Origin of the sequence: Shewanella insulae (genome assembly GCF_009831655.1) — a bacterium.
GTDB classification, from domain to species: domain Bacteria; phylum Pseudomonadota; class Gammaproteobacteria; order Enterobacterales; family Shewanellaceae; genus Shewanella; species Shewanella insulae.
On record NZ_WRPA01000024.1, the window covers coordinates 13,894 to 33,147 of the forward strand.

Annotated in this window: 19 protein-coding genes; 12 read left to right on the top strand and 7 right to left on the bottom strand. The window is 57.0% G+C overall.

The genetic code is table 11. From position 1 onward, the window contains the following. The first annotated feature begins 92 nt into the window (after nucleotides 1–92). The 9 genes from GNT65_RS18800 to GNT65_RS18840 all read left to right on the top strand — a co-directional run bounded on the left by GNT65_RS18800 (nucleotide 93) and on the right by GNT65_RS18840 (nucleotide 9,470). Nucleotides 93–917: a cobalamin-binding protein gene (locus GNT65_RS18800; protein WP_160798734.1), complete on the top strand. Its 825-nt coding sequence runs from the start codon at nucleotides 93–95 to the stop codon at nucleotides 915–917. A gap of 54 nt (nucleotides 918–971) precedes the next feature. After that, nucleotides 972–1,355 carry an MAPEG family protein gene (locus GNT65_RS18805; RefSeq protein WP_160798773.1) on the top strand — a complete coding sequence of 128 codons (384 nt, stop codon included), beginning with the start codon at nucleotides 972–974 and terminating at the stop codon, nucleotides 1,353–1,355. Nucleotides 1,356–1,718: 363 nt separating this feature from the next. Then, the gene (locus GNT65_RS18810; RefSeq protein ID WP_160798735.1) at nucleotides 1,719–2,981 is read left to right on the top strand and encodes an efflux RND transporter periplasmic adaptor subunit; all 1,263 of its coding nucleotides are present in this window, start codon (nucleotides 1,719–1,721) and stop codon (nucleotides 2,979–2,981) included. Between the two features lie 11 nt (nucleotides 2,982–2,992). Next, nucleotides 2,993–3,229, top strand: coding sequence for a hypothetical protein (locus tag GNT65_RS18815; RefSeq protein WP_160798736.1), 237 nt, complete (start codon nucleotides 2,993–2,995; stop codon nucleotides 3,227–3,229). Between the two features lie 63 nt (nucleotides 3,230–3,292). Beyond that, nucleotides 3,293–4,015 carry an ABC transporter ATP-binding protein gene (locus GNT65_RS18820; RefSeq protein WP_011864529.1) on the top strand — a complete coding sequence of 241 codons (723 nt, stop codon included), beginning with the start codon at nucleotides 3,293–3,295 and terminating at the stop codon, nucleotides 4,013–4,015. A gap of 11 nt (nucleotides 4,016–4,026) precedes the next feature. Beyond that, complete coding sequence (locus GNT65_RS18825; RefSeq protein ID WP_160798737.1) at nucleotides 4,027–5,337, top strand: ABC transporter permease; 1,311 nt, start codon at nucleotides 4,027–4,029, stop codon at nucleotides 5,335–5,337. A gap of 10 nt (nucleotides 5,338–5,347) precedes the next feature. After that, on the top strand, nucleotides 5,348–6,544 hold the full coding sequence (locus GNT65_RS18830; protein ID WP_160798738.1) for an ABC transporter permease: 1,197 nt from the start codon (nucleotides 5,348–5,350) through the stop codon (nucleotides 6,542–6,544). A 101-nt stretch (nucleotides 6,545–6,645) separates the two neighbouring features. Continuing rightward, on the top strand, nucleotides 6,646–8,097 hold the full coding sequence (locus GNT65_RS18835; protein WP_160798739.1) for a sigma-54-dependent transcriptional regulator: 1,452 nt from the start codon (nucleotides 6,646–6,648) through the stop codon (nucleotides 8,095–8,097). Further along, the gene (locus GNT65_RS18840; RefSeq protein WP_160798740.1) at nucleotides 8,097–9,470 is read left to right on the top strand and encodes a sensor histidine kinase; all 1,374 of its coding nucleotides are present in this window, start codon (nucleotides 8,097–8,099) and stop codon (nucleotides 9,468–9,470) included. The genes GNT65_RS18835 and GNT65_RS18840 overlap by 1 nt, the downstream gene beginning before the upstream one ends. Nucleotides 9,471–9,562: 92 nt before the next feature. Here the strand turns inward: GNT65_RS18840 and pyrC are convergent, their stop codons facing one another. Further along, complete coding sequence (gene pyrC, locus GNT65_RS18845) at nucleotides 9,563–10,591, bottom strand: dihydroorotase (RefSeq protein WP_160798741.1); 1,029 nt, start codon at nucleotides 10,589–10,591, stop codon at nucleotides 9,563–9,565. Nucleotides 10,592–10,838: 247 nt separating this feature from the next. On the opposite strand from pyrC, the gene GNT65_RS18850 reads away from it, so the two are divergent. From GNT65_RS18850 to GNT65_RS18860, 3 genes are all read left to right on the top strand, one after another. Then, nucleotides 10,839–12,539: an FAD-dependent oxidoreductase gene (locus GNT65_RS18850; protein WP_160798742.1), complete on the top strand. Its 1,701-nt coding sequence runs from the start codon at nucleotides 10,839–10,841 to the stop codon at nucleotides 12,537–12,539. A gap of 103 nt (nucleotides 12,540–12,642) precedes the next feature. Beyond that, nucleotides 12,643–13,077, top strand: coding sequence for a YeeE/YedE family protein (locus GNT65_RS18855; protein ID WP_160798743.1), 435 nt, complete (start codon nucleotides 12,643–12,645; stop codon nucleotides 13,075–13,077). Nucleotides 13,078–13,085: 8 nt separating this feature from the next. After that, nucleotides 13,086–13,556: a DUF6691 family protein gene (locus GNT65_RS18860; RefSeq protein WP_160798744.1), complete on the top strand. Its 471-nt coding sequence runs from the start codon at nucleotides 13,086–13,088 to the stop codon at nucleotides 13,554–13,556. A gap of 55 nt (nucleotides 13,557–13,611) precedes the next feature. Here GNT65_RS18860 and GNT65_RS18865 read toward each other — a convergent pair whose 3' ends face one another. From GNT65_RS18865 to yjjX, 6 genes are all read right to left on the bottom strand, one after another. Continuing rightward, nucleotides 13,612–14,373 (bottom strand): phosphatase PAP2 family protein, encoded by a 762-nt coding sequence (locus GNT65_RS18865; protein ID WP_160798745.1) that lies wholly within the window; start codon nucleotides 14,371–14,373, stop codon nucleotides 13,612–13,614. 145 nt (nucleotides 14,374–14,518) lie between these two features. Continuing rightward, a complete protein-coding gene (locus GNT65_RS18870; RefSeq protein ID WP_160798746.1) occupies nucleotides 14,519–15,037 on the bottom strand; it encodes a SufE family protein in 519 nt (172 codons plus the stop codon). Between the two features lie 31 nt (nucleotides 15,038–15,068). After that, nucleotides 15,069–16,280, bottom strand: coding sequence for a cysteine desulfurase (locus GNT65_RS18875; protein WP_160798747.1), 1,212 nt, complete (start codon nucleotides 16,278–16,280; stop codon nucleotides 15,069–15,071). Nucleotides 16,281–16,388: 108 nt separating this feature from the next. Continuing rightward, complete coding sequence (locus GNT65_RS18880; RefSeq protein ID WP_160798748.1) at nucleotides 16,389–17,429, bottom strand: NADP(H)-dependent aldo-keto reductase; 1,041 nt, start codon at nucleotides 17,427–17,429, stop codon at nucleotides 16,389–16,391. A 124-nt stretch (nucleotides 17,430–17,553) separates the two neighbouring features. Beyond that, nucleotides 17,554–18,522 carry a bifunctional helix-turn-helix transcriptional regulator/GNAT family N-acetyltransferase gene (locus tag GNT65_RS18885; RefSeq protein ID WP_160798749.1) on the bottom strand — a complete coding sequence of 323 codons (969 nt, stop codon included), beginning with the start codon at nucleotides 18,520–18,522 and terminating at the stop codon, nucleotides 17,554–17,556. A 136-nt stretch (nucleotides 18,523–18,658) separates the two neighbouring features. Then, nucleotides 18,659–19,231: an inosine/xanthosine triphosphatase gene (gene yjjX, locus GNT65_RS18890; RefSeq protein ID WP_160798750.1), complete on the bottom strand. Its 573-nt coding sequence runs from the start codon at nucleotides 19,229–19,231 to the stop codon at nucleotides 18,659–18,661. Between the last annotated feature and the right edge of the window lie 23 nt (nucleotides 19,232–19,254).

A 19,254-nucleotide genomic window follows, 5' to 3' on the forward strand; every position in this document is an offset into this window, starting at 1 on the left:
AAATTGATTGGGATGGCGGGTTGAAATGTTTGATTGCGAACAAGTTATTGTTCTGTCAGCTTAATATGAAAAGGGAAAAGGGAAAAGGATAGATGAAGATGAGGGTTAAGCTGTGGTTGATGTTGGCCTTGTTGCTGTGTGTGCCTGGGCTGAAGGCGGCGCCTGCGAAGCGGATCATCGCCCTGTCGCCCCATGGGGTGGAGATGTTGTTTAGCATAGGGGCGGGGGACAGTGTGGTCGCGACCACAGACCATGCCGATTTTCCCGATGCGGCCAAGACGATCCCGAGGATCGGCGGCTACTATGGTATACAGATAGAGAAAGTTATTGAGCTCGACCCGGATCTTATCGTCATCTGGGGCGGCGGCAACAAGCGCGAGGATATCGAGCGCCTGACCCAGCTTGGCTATCCCATTTATGACAGCGACCCAAAGACGCTGGAGGCGGTGGCAGACGATCTGCTGGCGCTGGGCAAGCTGACTGGCAAGGAGCGGGAGGCGGAGCGGGTAGCCGAGCAGTACCTTATCGGTCTCAAGGCGCTCAGCAAGGAAAACCGGGCCAAGGCCCCGGTGCGGGTCTTCTATCAGCTCTGGTCTGTGCCCCTGATGACGGTGGCCGAGGGAAGCTGGATCGAGCAGATCATACAGGTCTGCCACGGCGAGAATGTGTTTAGGGACGCGGGTAACGAGTATCCCCAGGTGAGCCTGGAGGCCGTGCTGCTTAAGCAACCACAGGTGATATTGCAGAGTCAGGATGAGGGCAATGTGCGCGGCATCGACTGGTCGGCCTGGCAGGAGATCCCGGCGGTGAAGCGGCGCCACATCTATCAACTGGATGCCGACCTCTTGCATCGGGCCACCCCAAGGGCCATCTTAGGGATCGAATCTCTGTGCAAGGCCCTGGACAAGGCAAGATAAACACAAGCTAAAACTAAAATTAAAACAATGCGCTAAACAAAAAGGAGATAGATGATGACTATGCTACTGGCCTGCCTACTCTTTGCCATGTTGCTCCCCTATCTGGCCAAGGTGCCCGTGGCCATGGCGATGGCCAAGCAGGGTGGTTATGACAACGCCTACCCCAGAAGCCAGCAGGCCCAGTTGACAGGTTTCGGCGCCCGCGCCCTGGCGGCACACCAGAACGCCTTCGAGTCCCTGCTGATCTTCGCCGTGGCGGCGCTGACCGTGATCGCAAGGGATAGGGTGGACGACACGGTTGGCCTGTTAGCCCTGGTGCATGTGCTGGCAAGAAGCGCCTATCACCTCCTCTATCTGCTGGATAAGAGCACGTTGCGTTCGCTTTCCTGGTTCGTGGCCATCATCGCCGCCTTCGCCATCTTCGCCCGGGCGTTCTAATCCCTTTCTCAATGCCCACAAGTGTATTCGTTATGAGCGCAGCCCTTTGCCTTCCGAGGTTGGGGCTGTCGCTTACTTGCTAATCTCCCAAGCATTTTAACGATCTGCCCACGCTTTATCATATGTTCGTGCTTTCTCCTGTGTCCGTACTTTCTCACGTGTCCGGCTTTCCTCATATGCGGACACTCGGGGAAAATCACCGGACACTTTTGCGGGTGTCCGCGGACACTTTCATCGAACATCAAACGGACATCTTTACTTAACTAATTGAAAAATAGTTAATATAAAAGTTGGCACGGCAATTGTAATCCTAATGGGCAGAAATCGACTCGGTCGAGTAACGGACACTGTTAGGGATAAACAATGATTAAAGATACCAGCGCACAAGATAAGCAAGTTGCCCCCAGCCTGGGACGTCGCATCAAATGGCCTGTCACTATCGGCGCAGGCGTTCTCCTGGTTTCTGGTCTGGTGTGGGCCAGCGTCAGTGGCAGTAGCGTGAGCGAGTCTATCGACCGTAGCGAGCTGCGTTTTGCCAACCTGGAGCGCGGTACCTTAGTGCGTGATATCGCCTCTACCGGCAAGATAGTCGCCGCTAACGCCCCTATCCTCTACGCCCCTGAGAAGGGCACGGTAACCCTTATCGCCAACCCAGGTGACAAGGTGGAGCAGGGCCAAGTGGTCGCCACCATAGAGAGCCACAGCCTGACCAACAACCTCAAGCAGCAACAGGCGCTGCTGGAAGGGATGAAGAGTTCACTGGAGCGTGCCCGTCTCGACGCCCGCCGCGACCAGCTCAAGGCGATACAGACCCTGGACATGGCCAAGGTGGATTTGGAAGCGGCGGATCGCGAGAGTCGCCGTGGCGACCAGCTGATCGAGTCCAGCCTGATCTCCAAGATAGATTATGAGAAGAGCAAGGATGAGCTGCACAAGGCCAAGCTGCTCTATGCCCACGCCCAGCAGGAAGCCGAGCTGATGAAAGATACCTTAAGCTTCGAGCTAAAGAACAAGGCCTCAGAGGTGGATCGCCAGGCCCTGGTGGTTGCTGAGCTGGAACGTCAGGTAGCGGCGCTGAACATCACGGCCCCCGTCGGTGGCATCATAGGTAACTGGCTGACGGAGCAGAAGGCCCGTATCGGCCAGAGCCAGCCCATATTGACAGTAGTGGATTTGAGCGCCTTCGAGGCCGAGCTGGCGGTGCCAGAATCCTACGCCGACGAGCTGGGGATTGGTATGGATGTAGAGCTTAACTTTGGCGGCGAGATGGTGATGGGCAAGCTGTCGGCCATCTCACCCGAGGTACGTAATCGTGAGGTCTCCACCCGAGTACGCTTCGAGCAGCAAGCATCCCTGCACCTGCGTCAGAACCAGCGCCTGTCGGCCCGTGTCCTACTGGAAAATCGTCCCGACGTGCTCATGGTCAAGCGCGGCCCCTTCGTCAACAGTGGCGGCGGCACCCTGGTCTATGCGGTCAAGGGCGATCTGGCCGAGCGCACCGAGATCCAGCTGGGCGCCCGCAGCATGAGCCACATAGAGGTGGTTTCCGGCGGCGAGGCGGGCGAGCAGTGGATCATCTCCTCCACCGATGCCTTTAAGAACGCCGAACAAGTTTTGATCCGCTAAGGAGTGCAGCGATGAAGACCCTGATGACAGAGCTTAATCCTGAAAGAGTGGTAGCAGCTCTGGCCTTATTACTCCTGCTGGTGGCGACTCAGGTCTATACCCAGGATGCCTCAGACTGGTTTCTCCTCGGGCTCAACATATTAGAAGCGACCGGTATGCAGGGGCAGCCGGTCGATAGTAACCAACTTCCCGACGTCGCCAGAGTTGGCGGTGATTTAACTCAATGGTTATTGGCCCGATTGTCCTAGTTAGTCCAGGAACAGGTGCACTAACAAACTGAATAACGCGATACAAAATAAAGGAAACAACCCATGTTAACGATGAAAAATATCAACAAGGTGTTTAAAACGGATTTGGTGGAAACCCATGCGTTACGGGATTTCAATCTCGAGGTTAAGGAAGGTGAGTTTGTCGCCGTCACCGGGCCTTCGGGTTCGGGCAAGACCACCTTTCTCAACATCGCCGGCCTGTTAGAGGGCTTTACCAATGGCGAATATCATCTGGACGATGTCAACATCTCTAACCTGAGCGATAACAAGGCGGCTGCCATTCGCAACGAGAAGATCGGCTTTATCTTTCAGGGCTTTAACCTGATCCCCGATCTTAATCTGGCGGAGAATGTCGAGGTGCCACTGCGCTACCGCGGCTTCAACGCCAAGGAGCGTCAGCGCCGCGTAAAAGCCGCGCTGGAGCAGGTGGGTCTTGGGGCGCGTATGAAGCACCTGCCATCACAACTTTCCGGTGGTCAGCAGCAGCGTGTGGCAATTGCCCGCGCCCTGGCTGGCGAACCAAGATTTCTCCTCGCCGACGAGCCAACAGGTAACTTGGACAGCCTGATGGCTCGTCAGGTGATGGAGCTTTTAGAAGAGATCAATAAGGCGGGTACCACCATCATCATGGTGACCCATGATCCCGAATTGGCGCGCCGCGCCCAGCGCAATATTCAGATCGTCGATGGTCAGGTGTGTGACTTCACCCTGTACCAGGGCGGTCAGTCGCACCTGGTCGATACGGCCGAAAAAGTGGCCAGCTAAGGAGAGTAAGCATGTTTCTATATTACGTCGATCTGGCCTGGCGCAGCATACGCAAGACGCCGATTCTCTCTCTGCTCATGGTGCTGGCCATCTCTGTGGGGATAGGCATCACCATCACCACACTGAACGTCTACAGCATGATGGCCTATAACCCGGCCGGTGAGCGCTCGGAGCAGCTTAATGCCATTCAGTTCTGGTCACAGGGACCGGATACCTGGGACGACTTTCATCGTCTGATCACCTATCAGGATGCGATGAACCTGCGTAAGGGCAAGGTGGCCCCGGCACAGGCGGCCATGTTCCGTAGCGGCATGGCAGTGCAGACAGACGATCCCGAGGTGTTGCCCAGACTGCAAGGCATCAGGGTGACCGATGGCGACTTCTTTAAGATGTTTGAGGTGCCCTTTGTCTATGGCAATCGCTGGGACAAGGCGGTGGATCTTGACCCTGCCTATCAGGCGGTGATCGGTGAGAAGCTTAACCAGAAGCTGTTTGGCGGCGAGAATAGTGTGGGCAAGACCATCTACCTCAACCGCAAGCCTTATCAGGTGGTAGGTGTGATCGGCGACTGGAATCCTCAGCCCAAGTACTATGACCCCACCAGTGGCGCCTTTAGCCGATCGGAGCAGATCTTCCTGCCATTTTCGCTGACGGCAAATGAGGAATTTAGCGTCTGGGGTAACTCCTCGGGCTGGAAACATGAGCCGATGAACAACTATCAGGACAGGTTGAATTCGGAGAAGGTGTGGCTGGAGTTCTGGACCTTTTTGCCAACGAGTGAAGACCGTGCCGCCTACAAGAGCTATCTGGCCAACTATGTGGAGCAGCAGAAGGAGCTGGGCCGCTTCACCGACAACAAGTCACCTGTGGATTCTGTGCTCATGTCTGACGTCGCCGGCTGGTTGGAGCGCAGCCATGTGGTGCCAGAAGATAACAAGATTCTGGTGGGACTGAGCGCCTTGTTCCTCAGCGTCTGCCTGGTGAACATCCTCGGCCTGATGCTGACCAAGTTTCTCAAACGTGCGCCCGAGGTGGGTGTCAGACGTGCCATCGGCGCCAGCCGTGGACAGATCTTCTCTCAGTACATGGTGGAAGTAGGGGTAATCGGCCTGTTTGGTGGCCTGGTGGGACTCTTGTGGGCCTGGGGCGCCCTCTATGCCCTGTCGGCACGCTTCGGCGTGTCCGAGGGACTGACCCATCTCTCCATGAGCATGTGGTTGATCACCCCCACCATCGCCGTGGGTACCGCGCTGCTGGCCGGACTCTATCCTGCCTGGGTGGTGTGCCGCACTAAACCAAGCGTCTACTTGAAGAGCCAATAAGGGATTGAAAATGCTTAATATTAAACCAATTTTTAGCAGCTTGCTCCGCAGTAAGAGTGGCCCGGTATTGCTGCTGGTGCAGATTATCCTGTCGGTGGCCATAGTTGCCAACGCCAGTTTCATCATCCATGAGCGTCTCGAGATGATGCAGCGTGGCTCGGGGATTGCCGAAGAGGAGGTGTTGACCTTCAATGTGTTTAACTTCGACCCCAGCATAGATATCGATCAGCAGAACAAGATAGATCAGCAGATCCTGCGCGGTTTGCCTAACGTGCAGGCGGCCACCTCCACTAACATGTTGCCCCTGAGCGGCAGTGGCTGGTCGAGCACCCTCAACTTGGGGCCAGATCCTGAGACGGCTAAGTCTACACCTCAATATGCTATGTATCTGGGCACCGAACACACCATCAAGACGCTGGGGCTTAAGCTCATCGAGGGACGCAACTTCTATGCCGATGAGATCAATAAGAGCGTCAACGATCCCGGTAAATTGATGATCATCTCCAAGGCATTGGCTGAGACGGTGTGGCCGGACGAGTCGGCCATCGGCAAGCTACTCTATATCGATGACGAGCAGCTCGAGGTGATCGGCGTGGTGGAGAAGTTCCAGGGCGCCTGGGTCGACAGCGACGATTTGGAATACAGTGTGATCCATAATGTCGATTTTGCGGGATATACCTACATGGTGCGTGCCGAAGTGGGTCAGCACAAGGCGTTGCAAGATGCCATCACCAAGGCCTTGATGAAGGAGAATCCTAATCGGGTGATCGATGACTTCCAGTCTGTCGCCGAGGTGAAGAAGCTCTCCTACAGGGATCATGAGTTGATGATAACCGTGCTCTCTATGATGGTGGTCCTGCTGCTGTTGATCACTAGCCTGGGCCTGACTGGTATGGTGATGTTCAATATCCAGCGCCGCACCAAGCAGATAGGTACTCGCCGCGCCTTGGGAGCGACCAAGGGGGATATCCTCAGCCTCTTCCTGGTGGAGAACTACCTCATCTGTCTCTCGGGCGGGGTATTAGGTGCCAGTCTGGCGGTCGTGTTGGGCCAGCAGCTGATGAAGTACTATGATCTGCCGCAGCTCAACCTGCTGTACCCGGCGATGACGGTAGTGGGCATGATGTTGGTGACTACGGTGGCCGTTGTGCTGCCGGCGCGCAGGGCGGCGAACATCTCGCCGGCCATGGCGACCCGCAGCGTCTAACCCAGAGCTGTAAGTCACAGACTCCGAAAGCGTTTGCCCTTTTCATCGGCGGCGCTTTCGGTTAGTTTGTTGCTCTGCAAGTAAAAAATTAATAAGAATATATGGATACGATTCTCATCGTCGACGACAATCAGGCGGTATGCAGCGCGCTTTCCCTGATGCTCGAACTCAATGGATTTAAGACCCTAACTTGTTTCTCTCCGGAGGAGGCCCTGGGCCTGGTGGCCGAGCAGGAGATCGCCCTGGTGATCCAGGATATGAACTTCACCCAGGACACCACCTCGGGTGAGGAGGGCAAGCGCCTGTTTTACGATATCCGCGCCAGCCAGCCGCAGCTGCCCATCATACTCCTGACCGCCTGGACCCAGCTGGAGCTGGCGGTAGAGCTGGTGAAAGAGGGCGCCGCCGATTATATGGGCAAGCCCTGGGACGACGATAAGCTGCTCAACAGCGTCAACAACCTGATTTCACTCCATGCCCTGTCGCGGCAGAATTCGCAGCTGGCGCGCTCCGAGCACCAGCGGATGTCGGCGATCAAGGATGCCGATCTCTGCGGCATCGTCTTCGGCAGTGGCGCCATGCAGCGCTGTATCGATCTGGCGCTGCAAATAGCCAAGTCCGACGTATCCGTGTTGATCACCGGCCCCAACGGCGCCGGTAAAGACAAGCTGGCGGACATACTGCACGCCAACTCCCCCCTCAAGCATAAGCCCTTTATCAAGGTGAATATAGGCGCGCTGCCGATGGAGCTGTTGGAGGCCGAGCTGTTTGGCGCCGAGGCGGGCGCCTTCACCGGCGCCAACAAGGCACGCATCGGCCGTTTCGAGGCGGCCGACGGTGGCACCTTGTTTCTCGACGAGATTGGCAACCTGCCGCTGTCTGGCCAGGTGAAACTGCTACGGGTGTTGCAGACCGGCGAGTTTGAGCGCCTGGGCAGCCATCAGACCCGTAAGGTTAAGGTGCGGGTGATCAGCGCCACCAACGCGGATCTTGCCGAGGATATCGCCAGCGGCCGTTTCCGCGAGGATCTCTTCTATCGCCTGAATGTGATCGAGCTGGCCTTGCCGCCCCTCAATCAGCGTCAGGACGATATCCTGCCCCTGGTGAATCACTTCATCGGCCAGGACTTCAGCCTGAGTAAGCCCACCCAAGAGGCGCTGGTCAGCTATCCCTGGCCCGGTAATGTGCGCGAGCTGGAGAACGCCTGTAAGCGGGCGGTGATCCTGGCCGCCAGCCCCACGCTGACCATGGCCGACTTTGGTTTAAAGCCTGTGAGTGGTTTAAAGCCCGTGAGTGGTGTGCAGCCTGTTAGCGCATCTAACGGGTCGCAACAGACTCAGAGTGATTCTCAGACCGAGGTTAGAGTAGCTCCAGAGCCTGACGTCGACAGAGAACCTGCGGTTGATACAAGCAGCCGCGGCGAGCCTACGGGGGCCGATATCGAGCTGGCCCTGGCGGAGCACAACGGAGTGATCGCCCGGGTGGCCAAGTCTCTGGGCTTGAGCCGTCAGGCGCTCTATCGCCGCATGGAAAAATTTGGGATAGAGAAATAATGCCGACGCTGCGCACTAAGCTCATCTGGGGCAATGTGGTTGTCAGTCAGCTGGCGCTGGCCCTGTTTATCCTGCTGCTAAAGATGCTGGCTCCGGAGCTGTATCACAAGGTCGAGCCTGAGCTGATTGTCGCCTGCATGCTGCTGTCCGGCGGTTTTGCCTGGCTGCTCAGCCGCTGGCTGACTCGGGGGCTGTCTACCAGCCTCAAGGCGCTGGAGGTGGGGCTGCTCAACATCAAAGACAATGATTTCAGCGTAAATATTCCTGTGACGGGCGATAGCCAGCTCAAGGCGCTGGCCAGCCTGTTTAACGAATCGGCGGCCGTGCTACGCCGCGAGCGTCAGTATATCTATCAGCGTGAGCTGCTGCTGGATAAGGTGATTCAAAGTTCGCCTAATGTCATGGTGTTGCTCGATGATCGCCAGCGCATCATCTACGCCAACGACGCCGCCCGTCACCTGTTTGCCCAGGGGGCACGTATCGAGGGCAGCATGTTAGACGAGCTGCTGATTGGCGTCAGCGAGGAGCTGGCCGGTGCGGTCAACAATCCCAAGGGCGGACTGTTTACCCTGGCGAGTGTTGAGGAGGGCGGCGAAGATGAGACCTGGCATCTCTCGCGCGGACGTTTCCTGCTCAACGGTCAGTATCATCATCTCATCTTGCTCAAGCAGATGACCCGTGAGCTGAACCGTCAGGAGGTGGCGGTGTGGAAGAAGGTGATCCGCATCATCAGTCACGAGCTGAACAACTCGGTGGCGCCCATCGCCTCCATGGTGAACTCGGGGCGCAAGCTGACCGAGCCGCTGGATGACCCTAAGCTCAAGCTGATCTTCGATACCATAGAAGACAGAACCAGCCACCTGAGCCAGTTTATCTTCAACTATGCTCGCTTCGCCAAGCTGCCCCTGCCCAAGAAGAGCGAGGTGGATTGGCATAAGCTGGTGACTCAGCTGGCGGAGCATTTTCGTTTCAACCTGGTGGGTGAACTGCCCAAGCGTTGCGGTTATTTCGACCTTATTCAGCTGGAGCAGGTGCTGCTGAACCTACTCAAGAACGCCCATGAGTCGGGCTCGCCCGAGGATGCAGTAAGCCTGAGCGTCAGGGAGCAAGGCCTGGCCGATGGCAGTGACGGGGTGAGCATCGAGATAGCCGATGAGGGCAGCGGCATGTCGCCGGAGGTATTGACCCAGGCGCTGCTGCCTTTCTACTCCACCAAGCAGTCGGGTACCGGCCTTGGCCTGCCTCTGTGCCGGGAGATCATCGAGGCCCACGATGGCCGTATCAGTTTGCACAACCGCGAAGATAAGGGATTATTGGTGCGCATTTGGCTGCCTGATGATGCCGCCCAGCAGCTGGAGCAGGCAAGTGCCTGACGCTTTTGCTGACACCCAAAATCGTTAAGCAATAAAAAAACACCGCCAATTGGCGGTGTTTTTGTATCTGGCAAAGAAGTTTACTAACGCTGTTAGTCTTCTACCTGCCAGTCGATGGTTTCGCCGGCGCGGATAGGCACCACACCCGTGTCGCCCAGGGGATAGGTGGCGGGCACCTCCCAGCTGCGCTTAATTAAGGTGATGGTGTCAGTATTGCGCGGCAGACCGTAGAAGTCTGGGCCGTTGAAGCTGGCGAAGGCCTCTAGTTTATCCAAGGCGCCTACCGACTCGAATGCCTCGGCATAAAGCTCGATGGCGGCGTGAGCCGTGTAAGAGCCGGCGCAGCCACAGGCGGCCTCTTTGCGATCTTTGGCGTGTGGCGCCGAATCTGTGCCCAGGAAAAACTTCTTGCTACCGCTGGCGGCGGCCGCCAATAGTGCCTGCTGATGGGTGTTGCGCTTCAGAATAGGCAGACAGTAGAAGTGAGGGCGAATACCACCGGCCAGCATATGGTTACGGTTGTAGAGCAGGTGGTGGGCCGTGATGGTGGCGGCAACGTTGTCCGGCGCACCCATGACGAAGTCCACCGCATCCTTGGTGGTGATATGTTCCAGCACTATCTTGAGTGACGGGAAGTCGGCAACCACCTGTTTGAGGGTGTTGTTGATGAAGGTGGCCTCGCGATCGAAGATGTCGATGCTCGAATCTGTGACCTCGCCGTGTACCAGGAAGAGCATGCCCACTTCCTGCATCGCCTCCAGCACAGGGTAGATGTTCTTCACATCTGTTACACCCGAGTCTGAGTTAGTGGTCGCGCCCGCAGGGTAGAGCTTGGCGGCTACCACCTTGCCCGACGCCTTGGCGGCGCGGATATCCTCGGCCGTGGTGTTGTCGGTGAGGTAGAGCACCATCAGTGGCTCGAAGTTGGTGGTGCAGACCGCCTTGATGCGCTCATAGTAGGCCAGTGCCGAGTCGACATTGGTGGCCGGTGGCACCAGGTTAGGCATGATGATGGCGCGGCCCATGTAGCGGCCTGTGTCTCTTACGGTATCGGCCAGCACGTCGCCATCGCGTAGGTGAACGTGCCAGTCATCGGGTCGGGTAATGGTTATTTTGGTCATCGAGGTATCTTTCTTTTGGTGGACTGGCTGGATCTTATGTGGCTGGCCAGGGCCTGTAAAGGGCTATCTTAGTTCTGACGAAGCAATAAAGGTGGGCATCTTTTAATAATTCCTTGCTCACTTTGCCATCGAGATCACTGTTTTTGTTATTCGCTTAGATTTTTCTAATAAAAGGAATTTGCATGTAATGGCGAATGTAATACACTCTCGGCCAAGGTCTGTTTAGTGCAGTAGGAGAAACATTGAGATGAAGAAGATACTGATCATAGGCGGCGTCGCGGGCGGCGCCTCGGCGGCGGCAAGGGCGAGAAGACTCAGCGAAACTGCCGAAATCATTATGTTTGAGCGCGGCGAGTATGTCTCCTTTGCCAACTGCGGCCTGCCCTATCATATCAGTGGTGAGATCGCCCAGCGTAGCGCCTTAGTACTGCAGACCCCACAGAGCTTCAAGGCCAGATTCAATGTCGAGGTGCGGGTTAAGCATGAGGTGGTCGCCATAGATCCCGCCGCCAAGTTAGTGATCGTCAGATGCCTATCGGATGGCAGCGAATATCGGGAAAGCTATGACGCCCTGCTGCTTAGCCCAGGCGCGGCGCCTATCGTACCGCCGATCCCGGGTGTGGATAATCCCTTAACCCACTCCCTGCGCAATATTCCCGACATGGATAGGATCCTACAGACGATCCAGATGAACAATGTCGAGCACGCTACCGTGGTTGGCGGCGGCTTTATCGGCCTGGAGATGATGGAATCCTTACATCATCTGGGGATCAAGACTACTTTGCTAGAGCTTGCCGATCAGGTGATGACACCTGTGGATCGCGAGATGGCAGGCTTTGCCCATCAGGCTATCCGTGACCAGGGCGTGGATCTGCGTCTGGGCACGGCCCTGTCAGAGGTGAGCTATCAAGTGCAGACCCATGTGGCCAGCGACGCAGCCGGTGAAGACACTAGCCATCAACATATCAAGGGCCACCTGAGTTTGACCCTGAGCAACGGCGAGCTGCTGGAGACAGATCTATTAATCATGGCCATCGGCGTGCGCCCGGAGACCCAGCTGGCCCGCGACGCCGGGTTAGCGATCGGTGAGCTTGGGGGCATCAAGGTAAATGCCATGATGCAGACCAGCGACCCCGCCATCTATGCCGTGGGTGACGCCGTCGAAGAGCAAGACTTCGTGACCGGCCAGGCCTGCCTGGTGCCGTTGGCGGGTCCGGCGAATCGCCAGGGCCGTATGGCGGCCGACAACATGTTTGGCCGCGAGGAGCAATATCAGGGCACTCAGGGCACGGCGATCTGTAAGGTGTTCGATCTCGCCGTCGGCGCCACAGGCAAGAATGAGAAACAGCTCAAGCAGTCGGGTATCGCCTATGAGAAGGTGTATGTACACACCGCCAGTCACGCCAGCTACTATCCTGGCGCCGAGGTGGTCTCCTTCAAGCTGCTGTTCGATCCCGTTAAGGGCACCATCTTAGGTGCCCAGGCCGTGGGTAAGGATGGCATCGACAAGCGGATCGACGTGATGGCCGTGGCTCAGCGCGCCGGCATGACGGTTGAGCAGCTGCAGCACCTTGAGCTTAGCTACGCGCCGCCCTATGGCAGTGCCAAGGATGTGATCAATCAGGCGGCCTTCGTGGCCAGCAACATCATCAAGGGGGATGCGACACCGATCCATTTCGACCAGATAGACGAGCTCGGCGAGGACCAGCTGCTGCTGGATGTGCGTAACCCTGGCGAGCTGAAGAATGGCGGCCTGGAAGGCGCGGTTAATATTCCTGTGGATGAGCTGCGCGATCGCATGCAGGAACTGCCGAAAGATAAGGAGATCATCATCTTCTGTCAGGTAGGCCTGCGGGGCAACGTGGCCTATCGTCAGCTGGTCAACAATGGCTATCGTGCCCGCAACCTGATCGGCGGCTACCGTACCTACAAGTTCGCCAGCGTGTAAGTTTGCAAGCGTGTAAGCGCTTTATTGATAAATGATTTAGTTATAGATAGGCGGGGCGTCTCGCCCCCTTCTTTCCCTTTGCGACAGATGAAAGAGGTACTCGATGTTTTCATCACTCGCTATCGCCCTGTGCGGTGGTCTCTTGATTGGCTTGGCGGCAAGCCTGCTCCTAGTGGTTAACGGCCGCATCGCCGGCATCAGCGGCATTATCTCAGGCGCCCTGTGGCGCCGTGAATCCAAGGGTTCGCTATTAAGCTGGCAGGTGTATTTCATCGCCGGATTGGTGCTAAGTGGTCTGCTGTTGGCCGTGCCTCTCAAGGAGTGGCTGGCCATAGAACCTGTGGTGCTGAGTGCCGGGGGGATAGCCATGCCGACCCTACTGCTGGCGGGGCTGCTGGTGGGGCTGGGCAGTTCCCTGGGTAATGGCTGCACCAGCGGCCACTGCATCTGTGGCATAGGCCGTTTGTCGCCGCGATCCATTGCCGCATCCTTGGTCTTCATGTTGGTGGGTATCATGGCCGCCGTGCTGCTTCACTAGGAGGTGATATGCGTAATCTCGTTGCTTTACTCTCGGGCCTGTTGTTTGGCGCCGGCCTGCTGCTCTCTGGGCTTGCGGATCCCGCCAAGGTGCTTGGCTTCTTGGATATCAGTCTAATGGTTAAGGGGGAGTGGGATCCCAGCCTGATGCTGGTGATGATGACGGCGCTTGGCGTCTATCTGCCCGTCTATCTGTTGTGGGTTAAACCTAGGATGGCGAGTAGCCAAGGCCCTGTGCTAGATAGCCAATACCATGTGCCAAACAGGTCCCATATCGATGGGCCGCTCATCGTCGGCGCCGCCCTGTTTGGCCTGGGCTGGGGCATGCTGGGGATCTGCCCAGGGCCTGCCGTGGTGAACCTGTCGAGTCTGGATCCCATGGCGCTGGCCTTCATGGCTGCCATGGTGCTGGGCGCCTACCTGGGACGCCTGATTCAGCGACTAATCGCTCGCAGGCAACAGTGTCCAGTCGAGGCATAAGGATTTTAGGGGGTAAGTTCTCAGCAGTTAGCCCCTAGCTCCTAACTTCTAGCTCCTAACTTCTAGCTCCTAGCGTCTCAAGTGCCGGGCTGGTCTGTGTCTCTACTTGGCGATGCAGGAAGAGGGCGCTGTACCAGGTGAATGCCGAGAACCAGGAGATGGCGAGGCTCCACACATCGTGGGAGATGAAGTGAGCGCCCCTGAGCTGTTGGGCGATGCCGAAGGTGAGTCCCAACAGTAGACCGACACTTAGGCCAAACCAACGATAGCGCGGGGCGTAGGCCAGGGCGAAGAAATAGAGCGCCACCCAGGCATAGCCGCCGCTGGAGTGGCCGGCGGGGAAACACTGACCCGGCGAGTTGGCATCGAACTGACCCGAGAACAGCGAGAAGTAATCGGCGCTACCGCCGAAGATCTTTAGGTGCCAGGGACAGTCCAGGTGTATCAAGGACTTGCCCAGCCTCACCAGCAGCACACTGCTCAGCACACTCATGAAGAGAAAAACCAGGCCCCTGCGATAGCTCGCCAGGGTGGGTTTCTTGAAGCTCAATCCCAGCAGACTGAGGATGAGCACACCCAGTAAGATCACTAAGTTACGCCCGCCGACATGGATAAGATTCTCTGTGACCCAGGCATTTCGCAGCGGCCAGTCGTCGACGCCTCCCTCGAGGCGAAACAGCCATTGCCCCAGAGCGATATCCAGATGAAACGCCTCTATGAGGCCGACGGCCAGCCAAAAGCAGACGGCTGGCAGCATGAGATGGTGGCGCCAGAAGGCGGGTGAGCTAGCAGTGTCTAATGACTTAGCAATCGACATAGAAAGTGTCCCATCGGCACCTAAAGTCTGGTGCAAAGATAAAAATTCAGGCTAGGACAAGAGTCTAGGTGGAGGGGCGTGAATGATATGTGAATTACCGACCGCCTGGGACGGCCGGTTTCTTTAGTCGTGTTTTGGCTAACAGTTAGTGGTTTGCCGATTCAACGGCGGCGGCCTTGATCGCCTCGGCCAGTGCCAGCACGCCGTTGGTGCGCGATGGGCTTAGCTGGCCGCTCAGCCCCAGTTGGTCGAAGTACTGATGCAGATCTAAGGCGGCTATGGCCTGCCTGTCCTGGCCCTGCACGGCTGTAAGCAGTAGGGCAATTAGCCCCTTGACGATGCGGGCATCGCTGTCGGCCAGGTAATAGTGTCTGCCGTCTATCTCTCTGTGGTAGAGCCAGGCGTTGCTCTCGCAGCCTCTTACCTGGGCTGTCTCCTGTCTCAGGGCCTCATCGAGCGGTGGCAGGCGTTTACCCAAAAGCATCAGGGCGCGGTAGCGCTCCTGCCAGTTGGCGGCCTGGGTGAAGCTTGGCAGTATCTCCTGGGGATCCAGTATTAGGCCGGTAAAGGCCTCTGTGTCTGGACTTAACTGACTTTCATTTAACTGACTTTCATTTAACTGGCTTTTATTTAACTGGCTTTTATTTAACTGACTGTCACTCATTTGGAACTCGTCTAATTAATACTGTCGCTCGTTAGAGCAAGAGGTCTTTTACCGATTTTAGCGCCAGGATGAAGCGATCGACATCTTCATCATTGCTATAGACGCCGAGGGAGGCGCGGCAGCAGCCAGACAGCCCCAGAGTCTGCATCAGAGGCATGGCGCAGTGATGGCCGCAGCGCACGGCGATCCCCTGCTGATCCAGCAAGATCCCTACATCCTGGTGATGCTCGCCGCTGAGGTTAAAGGCCACGGCGCCGATATTGTCCTGGTGGGCGCCGTAGAGGCTGATGCCACCCAATGCCCTGAGCTCATCCTGAAGACGAGTCAGCAGAGCCTGTTCATGGGCCCTGAGCTCGGCACGGGGCAAGGACTGGATAAAGTCGATGGCGGCCCCCAGACCTATCACCTCGGCGATGGGCGGCGTACCCGCCTCGAGACGGTTGGGCAGGATATTAAATGTGGTGCCTTCGAAGCTCACCTGTTTGATCATCTCGCCGCCGGTGAGCAGGGGCTCGAGCTTGTCGAGCGCTGCATAGCGGCCATATAAGATGCCTATACCCGTCGGGCCATACATCTTGTGGCCGGAGAAGAGGTAGAAGTCGCAACCTATTGCCTGTACATCCACCTCGAGATGGGCGATCGCCTGGGCGCCGTCGATAAGGGTCAGTGCACCTACCGCCTTGGCCTGAGCGATCATCTCTTTAACGGGATTGACAGTGCCCAGCACGTTGGAGACATGGCCGAGGGCGACGATACGTGGGCCACGTTTAAGTAGCGCTTGATAGGCCGCCTGATCCAGGCGCGCCTCAGGGGTCAGCGGGATAGGCACTATCTCGGCGCCGGTCTGTTTGGCCAGCATCTGCCAGGGCACTATGTTGGCGTGGTGGGCGGCGCTGTCTAACAGAATCAGATCCCCAGTTTTTAGCTGGCCGGCTAGCCCCTGAGCCACCAGGTTGATCCCCTCTGTGGTGCCATGGGTAAAGATGATCTCTTCGCGACGATCTGCCTTAATGAATGTCTTCACCTTGTCGCGCACCGCCTCATATTGGCTGGTGGCGCGAGCAGACAGCTGATGGGCGGCGCGATGCACGTTGGCATTGTCTGCCTGGTAGTAGCGGCTCATGGCGTCGATCACCCCTTGGGGTTTCTGACTGGTCGCGGCCGTATCCAGATACACCAGCGGATAGTCGCCGAGTGACTGGGTGAGGGCGGGAAACTGGCTGCGCAGCTGGCTAAATTCCATTGATTGGGTCCGTCGCGTGGTTCAAACAAAAAAGGCGCTCAGATCTTGGGAGATCTCAGCGCCTAATGCAAGTTCAATTAGCCCTTTAGGGCATCTCTAGATCGAGATTTATGGGCAGGGAATGCGGTAGATGGCCGCCAACTCGTCGATTCTACCCATCAGCTCGTCGCTCAGGCTGACCGAGGCACTGTCGATATTCTCTTTCAGCTGTTCTAGGTTAGTCGCGCCTATGATGTTACTGCCGACGAAGCGGCGGCCATTGACGAAGGCTAGCGCCATCTGCGCCGGGCTGAGGTTGAACTCACGCGCCAGCTCCACATAGGCCTGAGTAGCATCCAGAGCCATCTGCGAGCCTGTGTAACGGGCGAAGCGTTTAAACAGTGTGAGTCTCGCGCCTTCTGGCCATTGGCCGCCTATGTATTTGCCGCTCAGGGCGCCAAATGCCAGTGGCGAGTAGGCCAGTAGCGGCAGCTCTTCTCTGTGGGCTATTTCGGCCATGCCCACCTCGAAGCTGCGGTTGAGCAGGTTATAGGGATTCTGAACGCTGATGATGCGCGGCAGGCCATGCTTTTCCGCCAGTTGCAGATACTTCATTAATCCCCAGGGGGTCTCGTTGGAGACGCCTATGTAGCGGATTTTACCTGCCTTAATCAGATCGGCCAGGGCCTCCAGGGTCTCCACTATGGGGGTGAGTTTCTCGTCATCCTGCTGCTCATAGAAGAGCTCGCCGAAGAAATTGGTGTTGCGATCCGGCCAGTGTAGTTGATAGAGATCTATGGTCTCTATCTGCAAGCGCTCTAAGGAGTCGTTGACTGCCTGGTGGATGTTGCGCCAGTCCAGCGCCATGTTCTGGCGGATATAGTCGCTCTTGCCGCCGGGGGCCGCGACCTTGGTCGCGATAATGAGATCGTCACGCTTGCCTCTGGCCTTGAGGTAGTTGCCCAGGATGCGCTCCGTCTCGCCCTGGGTCTCGGCTTTGGGGGGGACGGGATACATCTCGGCGGTATCGATAAAGTTGATGCCCTGTCCGATGGCATGGTCGAGCTGCTCGAAGGCCTCGGCCTGAGTATTCTGTTCACCCCAGGTCATGGTGCCCAGGCAAATTTTACTGACGTCTAAGCTGGAATGGGGGAGTCTTGTGTAGTCCATTCAAATCTCCAGAATGCGCAAGGATTAACCCTGAGGCTAGCAAGCTTTTTTAGGAAACACTAGATAAATTACTTCATGGTGAAGTAACAAAATATCTCAATGATTTAACTACGGTTTTTTACGACTAAAGTTTAAGCATCATGGGCATTTCACAGGCATCGTGTCCCGTGTTGCCAAGGGGGGCATCAAGGTGCTCGAACCCCAGCTTCTCATAGAGGGTGACTGCCTCGGCTAAACAGGCGGTAGTCTCCAGGTAGCAGTGGCTAAACCCCTGGCTACGGGCGAACTCGAATGCCTGCAGTGCCATGCGCTTGGCAAAGCCTTTGCCTCTGAGCTTAGGGTCGAAATACATCTTCTGCAGCTCGCAGACCTCAATATGACCGGGCAGGGGAGCGATCCCCACGCCGCCCAGCACCAGGCCCTTGTAGTCGATCACCCAGTAATGGGCCTTGTCTTCCTGGTAGACGCTGTAGAGATCGTCCAGGGTCGGGTCGGCGACGCTGTAGCCCTTGTCAGCAGTCAGGCCATATTCGGCGGAGACGTTGCGGATCACCCTGGCAATATGAGGGTTGTCCTCCTGGGTGAGGCTACGTATGACATAACCCTGCTGGGCGTTGGCCAGATCGATGGCGCGGGTGTACTGGCGTAGGCTGGTTTCTAACTGGTCTATCTGCTCCGGTGATAGCTGCGCCAGGATCTCCTGGTACATCTTGTTCTGTTGCTCGTTCAGACTATTGAGTTGGCGCTTGCCCTGAGCCGTGAGCTGACACAGGGAGCTGCGGCTGTCCCTGGGGTTGTTACGACTCTTGGCGAAGCCCTTGTCACACAGCTGGCTCACGGCGCGGCTGGCGTTGGACTTGTCTATATTCAATGCCTGGGCCAGTTGTTTAATCGACAACTCCTGAGCGTCGAGTTCGATCAGGGCGTGAGCCTGTACCGGTGACAGCGGCTGATCGCCACAGGCGGAGTTGAGCATGCCCAGTTGTCTCACCAGTTGCCTCGACAGGCTGCGTAGTGAAGAGCAGGTCTGGGGCAGTTCGACCGCCTGAGTGAGGCAGCCGTCATCGAGTGTCGAGGGACAAGATTGTGGCATGGTTAGGATCCGAGTGAGCTATATAGTTGCGATATACATCTAACTTAGATCCCTAAAAAGAGAAATGCAAGTTTTTGCTAATGTAGATAAATTCGGCAGCCTGATCTGGGATTAGCCTGCCTTTTCCAGCCGCCTGTTAGCCAAAGATCGCCGGGTTGAGTATCGGCGCCATCGCCAGCACGATCGCCTGGGTGTAGACGCTCTCGCGACTGGCCTTACCCTGAGTAAAGAGGCCGATGGCACCTCCCTTCTGCTTGATGCTGACCGTGTTGAACAGCCTGTCCATCACATCGCCAAGCTCCTCTCCTGCCACCAGGGCATCGTACACCCGGGCCGGCAGCGGCAGTTGTGCGCTGCGACCTATGCTGAGTTGTCCCCGATGGACGATAGCCATGTAGGCATAGGTGGCCGCGCCGTGATCGAATAGATCCACGCCGCCCTCCATGGCGATATAGAGATCTGCCGCCAGGGCTTCATCGCTCTCGCCTTGCTGCTCACAGTAGCGGGCGCGGTTGATGGCGCCCTCGCGGGTCTCCTCATCTGTCATCGGCTGGGCGGCAACCCCTGAGGGGGCGTGCATGCCCTGGCAGAGGATCTCGGAGCCTGGAAACAGTAGAGAGAGGGCATTGCGGGCGGCGCCTATCTTGACCGGATTGGTCGAACCGACCGTGATACGAATGATGGCTTGTTGGCTGAGATCGCTGGGCATGGGTATTCCAAAAGTGAATGAAT

Coding starts and splice junctions, on each gene's coding strand:
- GNT65_RS18800 (WP_160798734.1), top strand. CDS start 93: ATGAAGATGAGGGTTAAGCTGTGGTTGATGTTGGCCTTGTTGCTGTGT.
- GNT65_RS18805 (WP_160798773.1), top strand. CDS start 972: ATGACTATGCTACTGGCCTGCCTACTCTTTGCCATGTTGCTCCCCTAT.
- GNT65_RS18810 (WP_160798735.1), top strand. CDS start 1,719: ATGATTAAAGATACCAGCGCACAAGATAAGCAAGTTGCCCCCAGCCTG.
- GNT65_RS18815 (WP_160798736.1), top strand. CDS start 2,993: ATGAAGACCCTGATGACAGAGCTTAATCCTGAAAGAGTGGTAGCAGCT.
- GNT65_RS18820 (WP_011864529.1), top strand. CDS start 3,293: ATGTTAACGATGAAAAATATCAACAAGGTGTTTAAAACGGATTTGGTG.
- GNT65_RS18825 (WP_160798737.1), top strand. CDS start 4,027: ATGTTTCTATATTACGTCGATCTGGCCTGGCGCAGCATACGCAAGACG.
- GNT65_RS18830 (WP_160798738.1), top strand. CDS start 5,348: ATGCTTAATATTAAACCAATTTTTAGCAGCTTGCTCCGCAGTAAGAGT.
- GNT65_RS18835 (WP_160798739.1), top strand. CDS start 6,646: ATGGATACGATTCTCATCGTCGACGACAATCAGGCGGTATGCAGCGCG.
- GNT65_RS18840 (WP_160798740.1), top strand. CDS start 8,097: ATGCCGACGCTGCGCACTAAGCTCATCTGGGGCAATGTGGTTGTCAGT.
- pyrC (WP_160798741.1), bottom strand. CDS start 10,591: ATGACCAAAATAACCATTACCCGACCCGATGACTGGCACGTTCACCTA.
- GNT65_RS18850 (WP_160798742.1), top strand. CDS start 10,839: ATGAAGAAGATACTGATCATAGGCGGCGTCGCGGGCGGCGCCTCGGCG.
- GNT65_RS18855 (WP_160798743.1), top strand. CDS start 12,643: ATGTTTTCATCACTCGCTATCGCCCTGTGCGGTGGTCTCTTGATTGGC.
- GNT65_RS18860 (WP_160798744.1), top strand. CDS start 13,086: ATGCGTAATCTCGTTGCTTTACTCTCGGGCCTGTTGTTTGGCGCCGGC.
- GNT65_RS18865 (WP_160798745.1), bottom strand. CDS start 14,373: ATGTCGATTGCTAAGTCATTAGACACTGCTAGCTCACCCGCCTTCTGG.
- GNT65_RS18870 (WP_160798746.1), bottom strand. CDS start 15,037: ATGAGTGACAGTCAGTTAAATAAAAGCCAGTTAAATAAAAGCCAGTTA.
- GNT65_RS18875 (WP_160798747.1), bottom strand. CDS start 16,280: ATGGAATTTAGCCAGCTGCGCAGCCAGTTTCCCGCCCTCACCCAGTCA.
- GNT65_RS18880 (WP_160798748.1), bottom strand. CDS start 17,429: ATGGACTACACAAGACTCCCCCATTCCAGCTTAGACGTCAGTAAAATT.
- GNT65_RS18885 (WP_160798749.1), bottom strand. CDS start 18,522: ATGCCACAATCTTGTCCCTCGACACTCGATGACGGCTGCCTCACTCAG.
- yjjX (WP_160798750.1), bottom strand. CDS start 19,231: ATGCCCAGCGATCTCAGCCAACAAGCCATCATTCGTATCACGGTCGGT.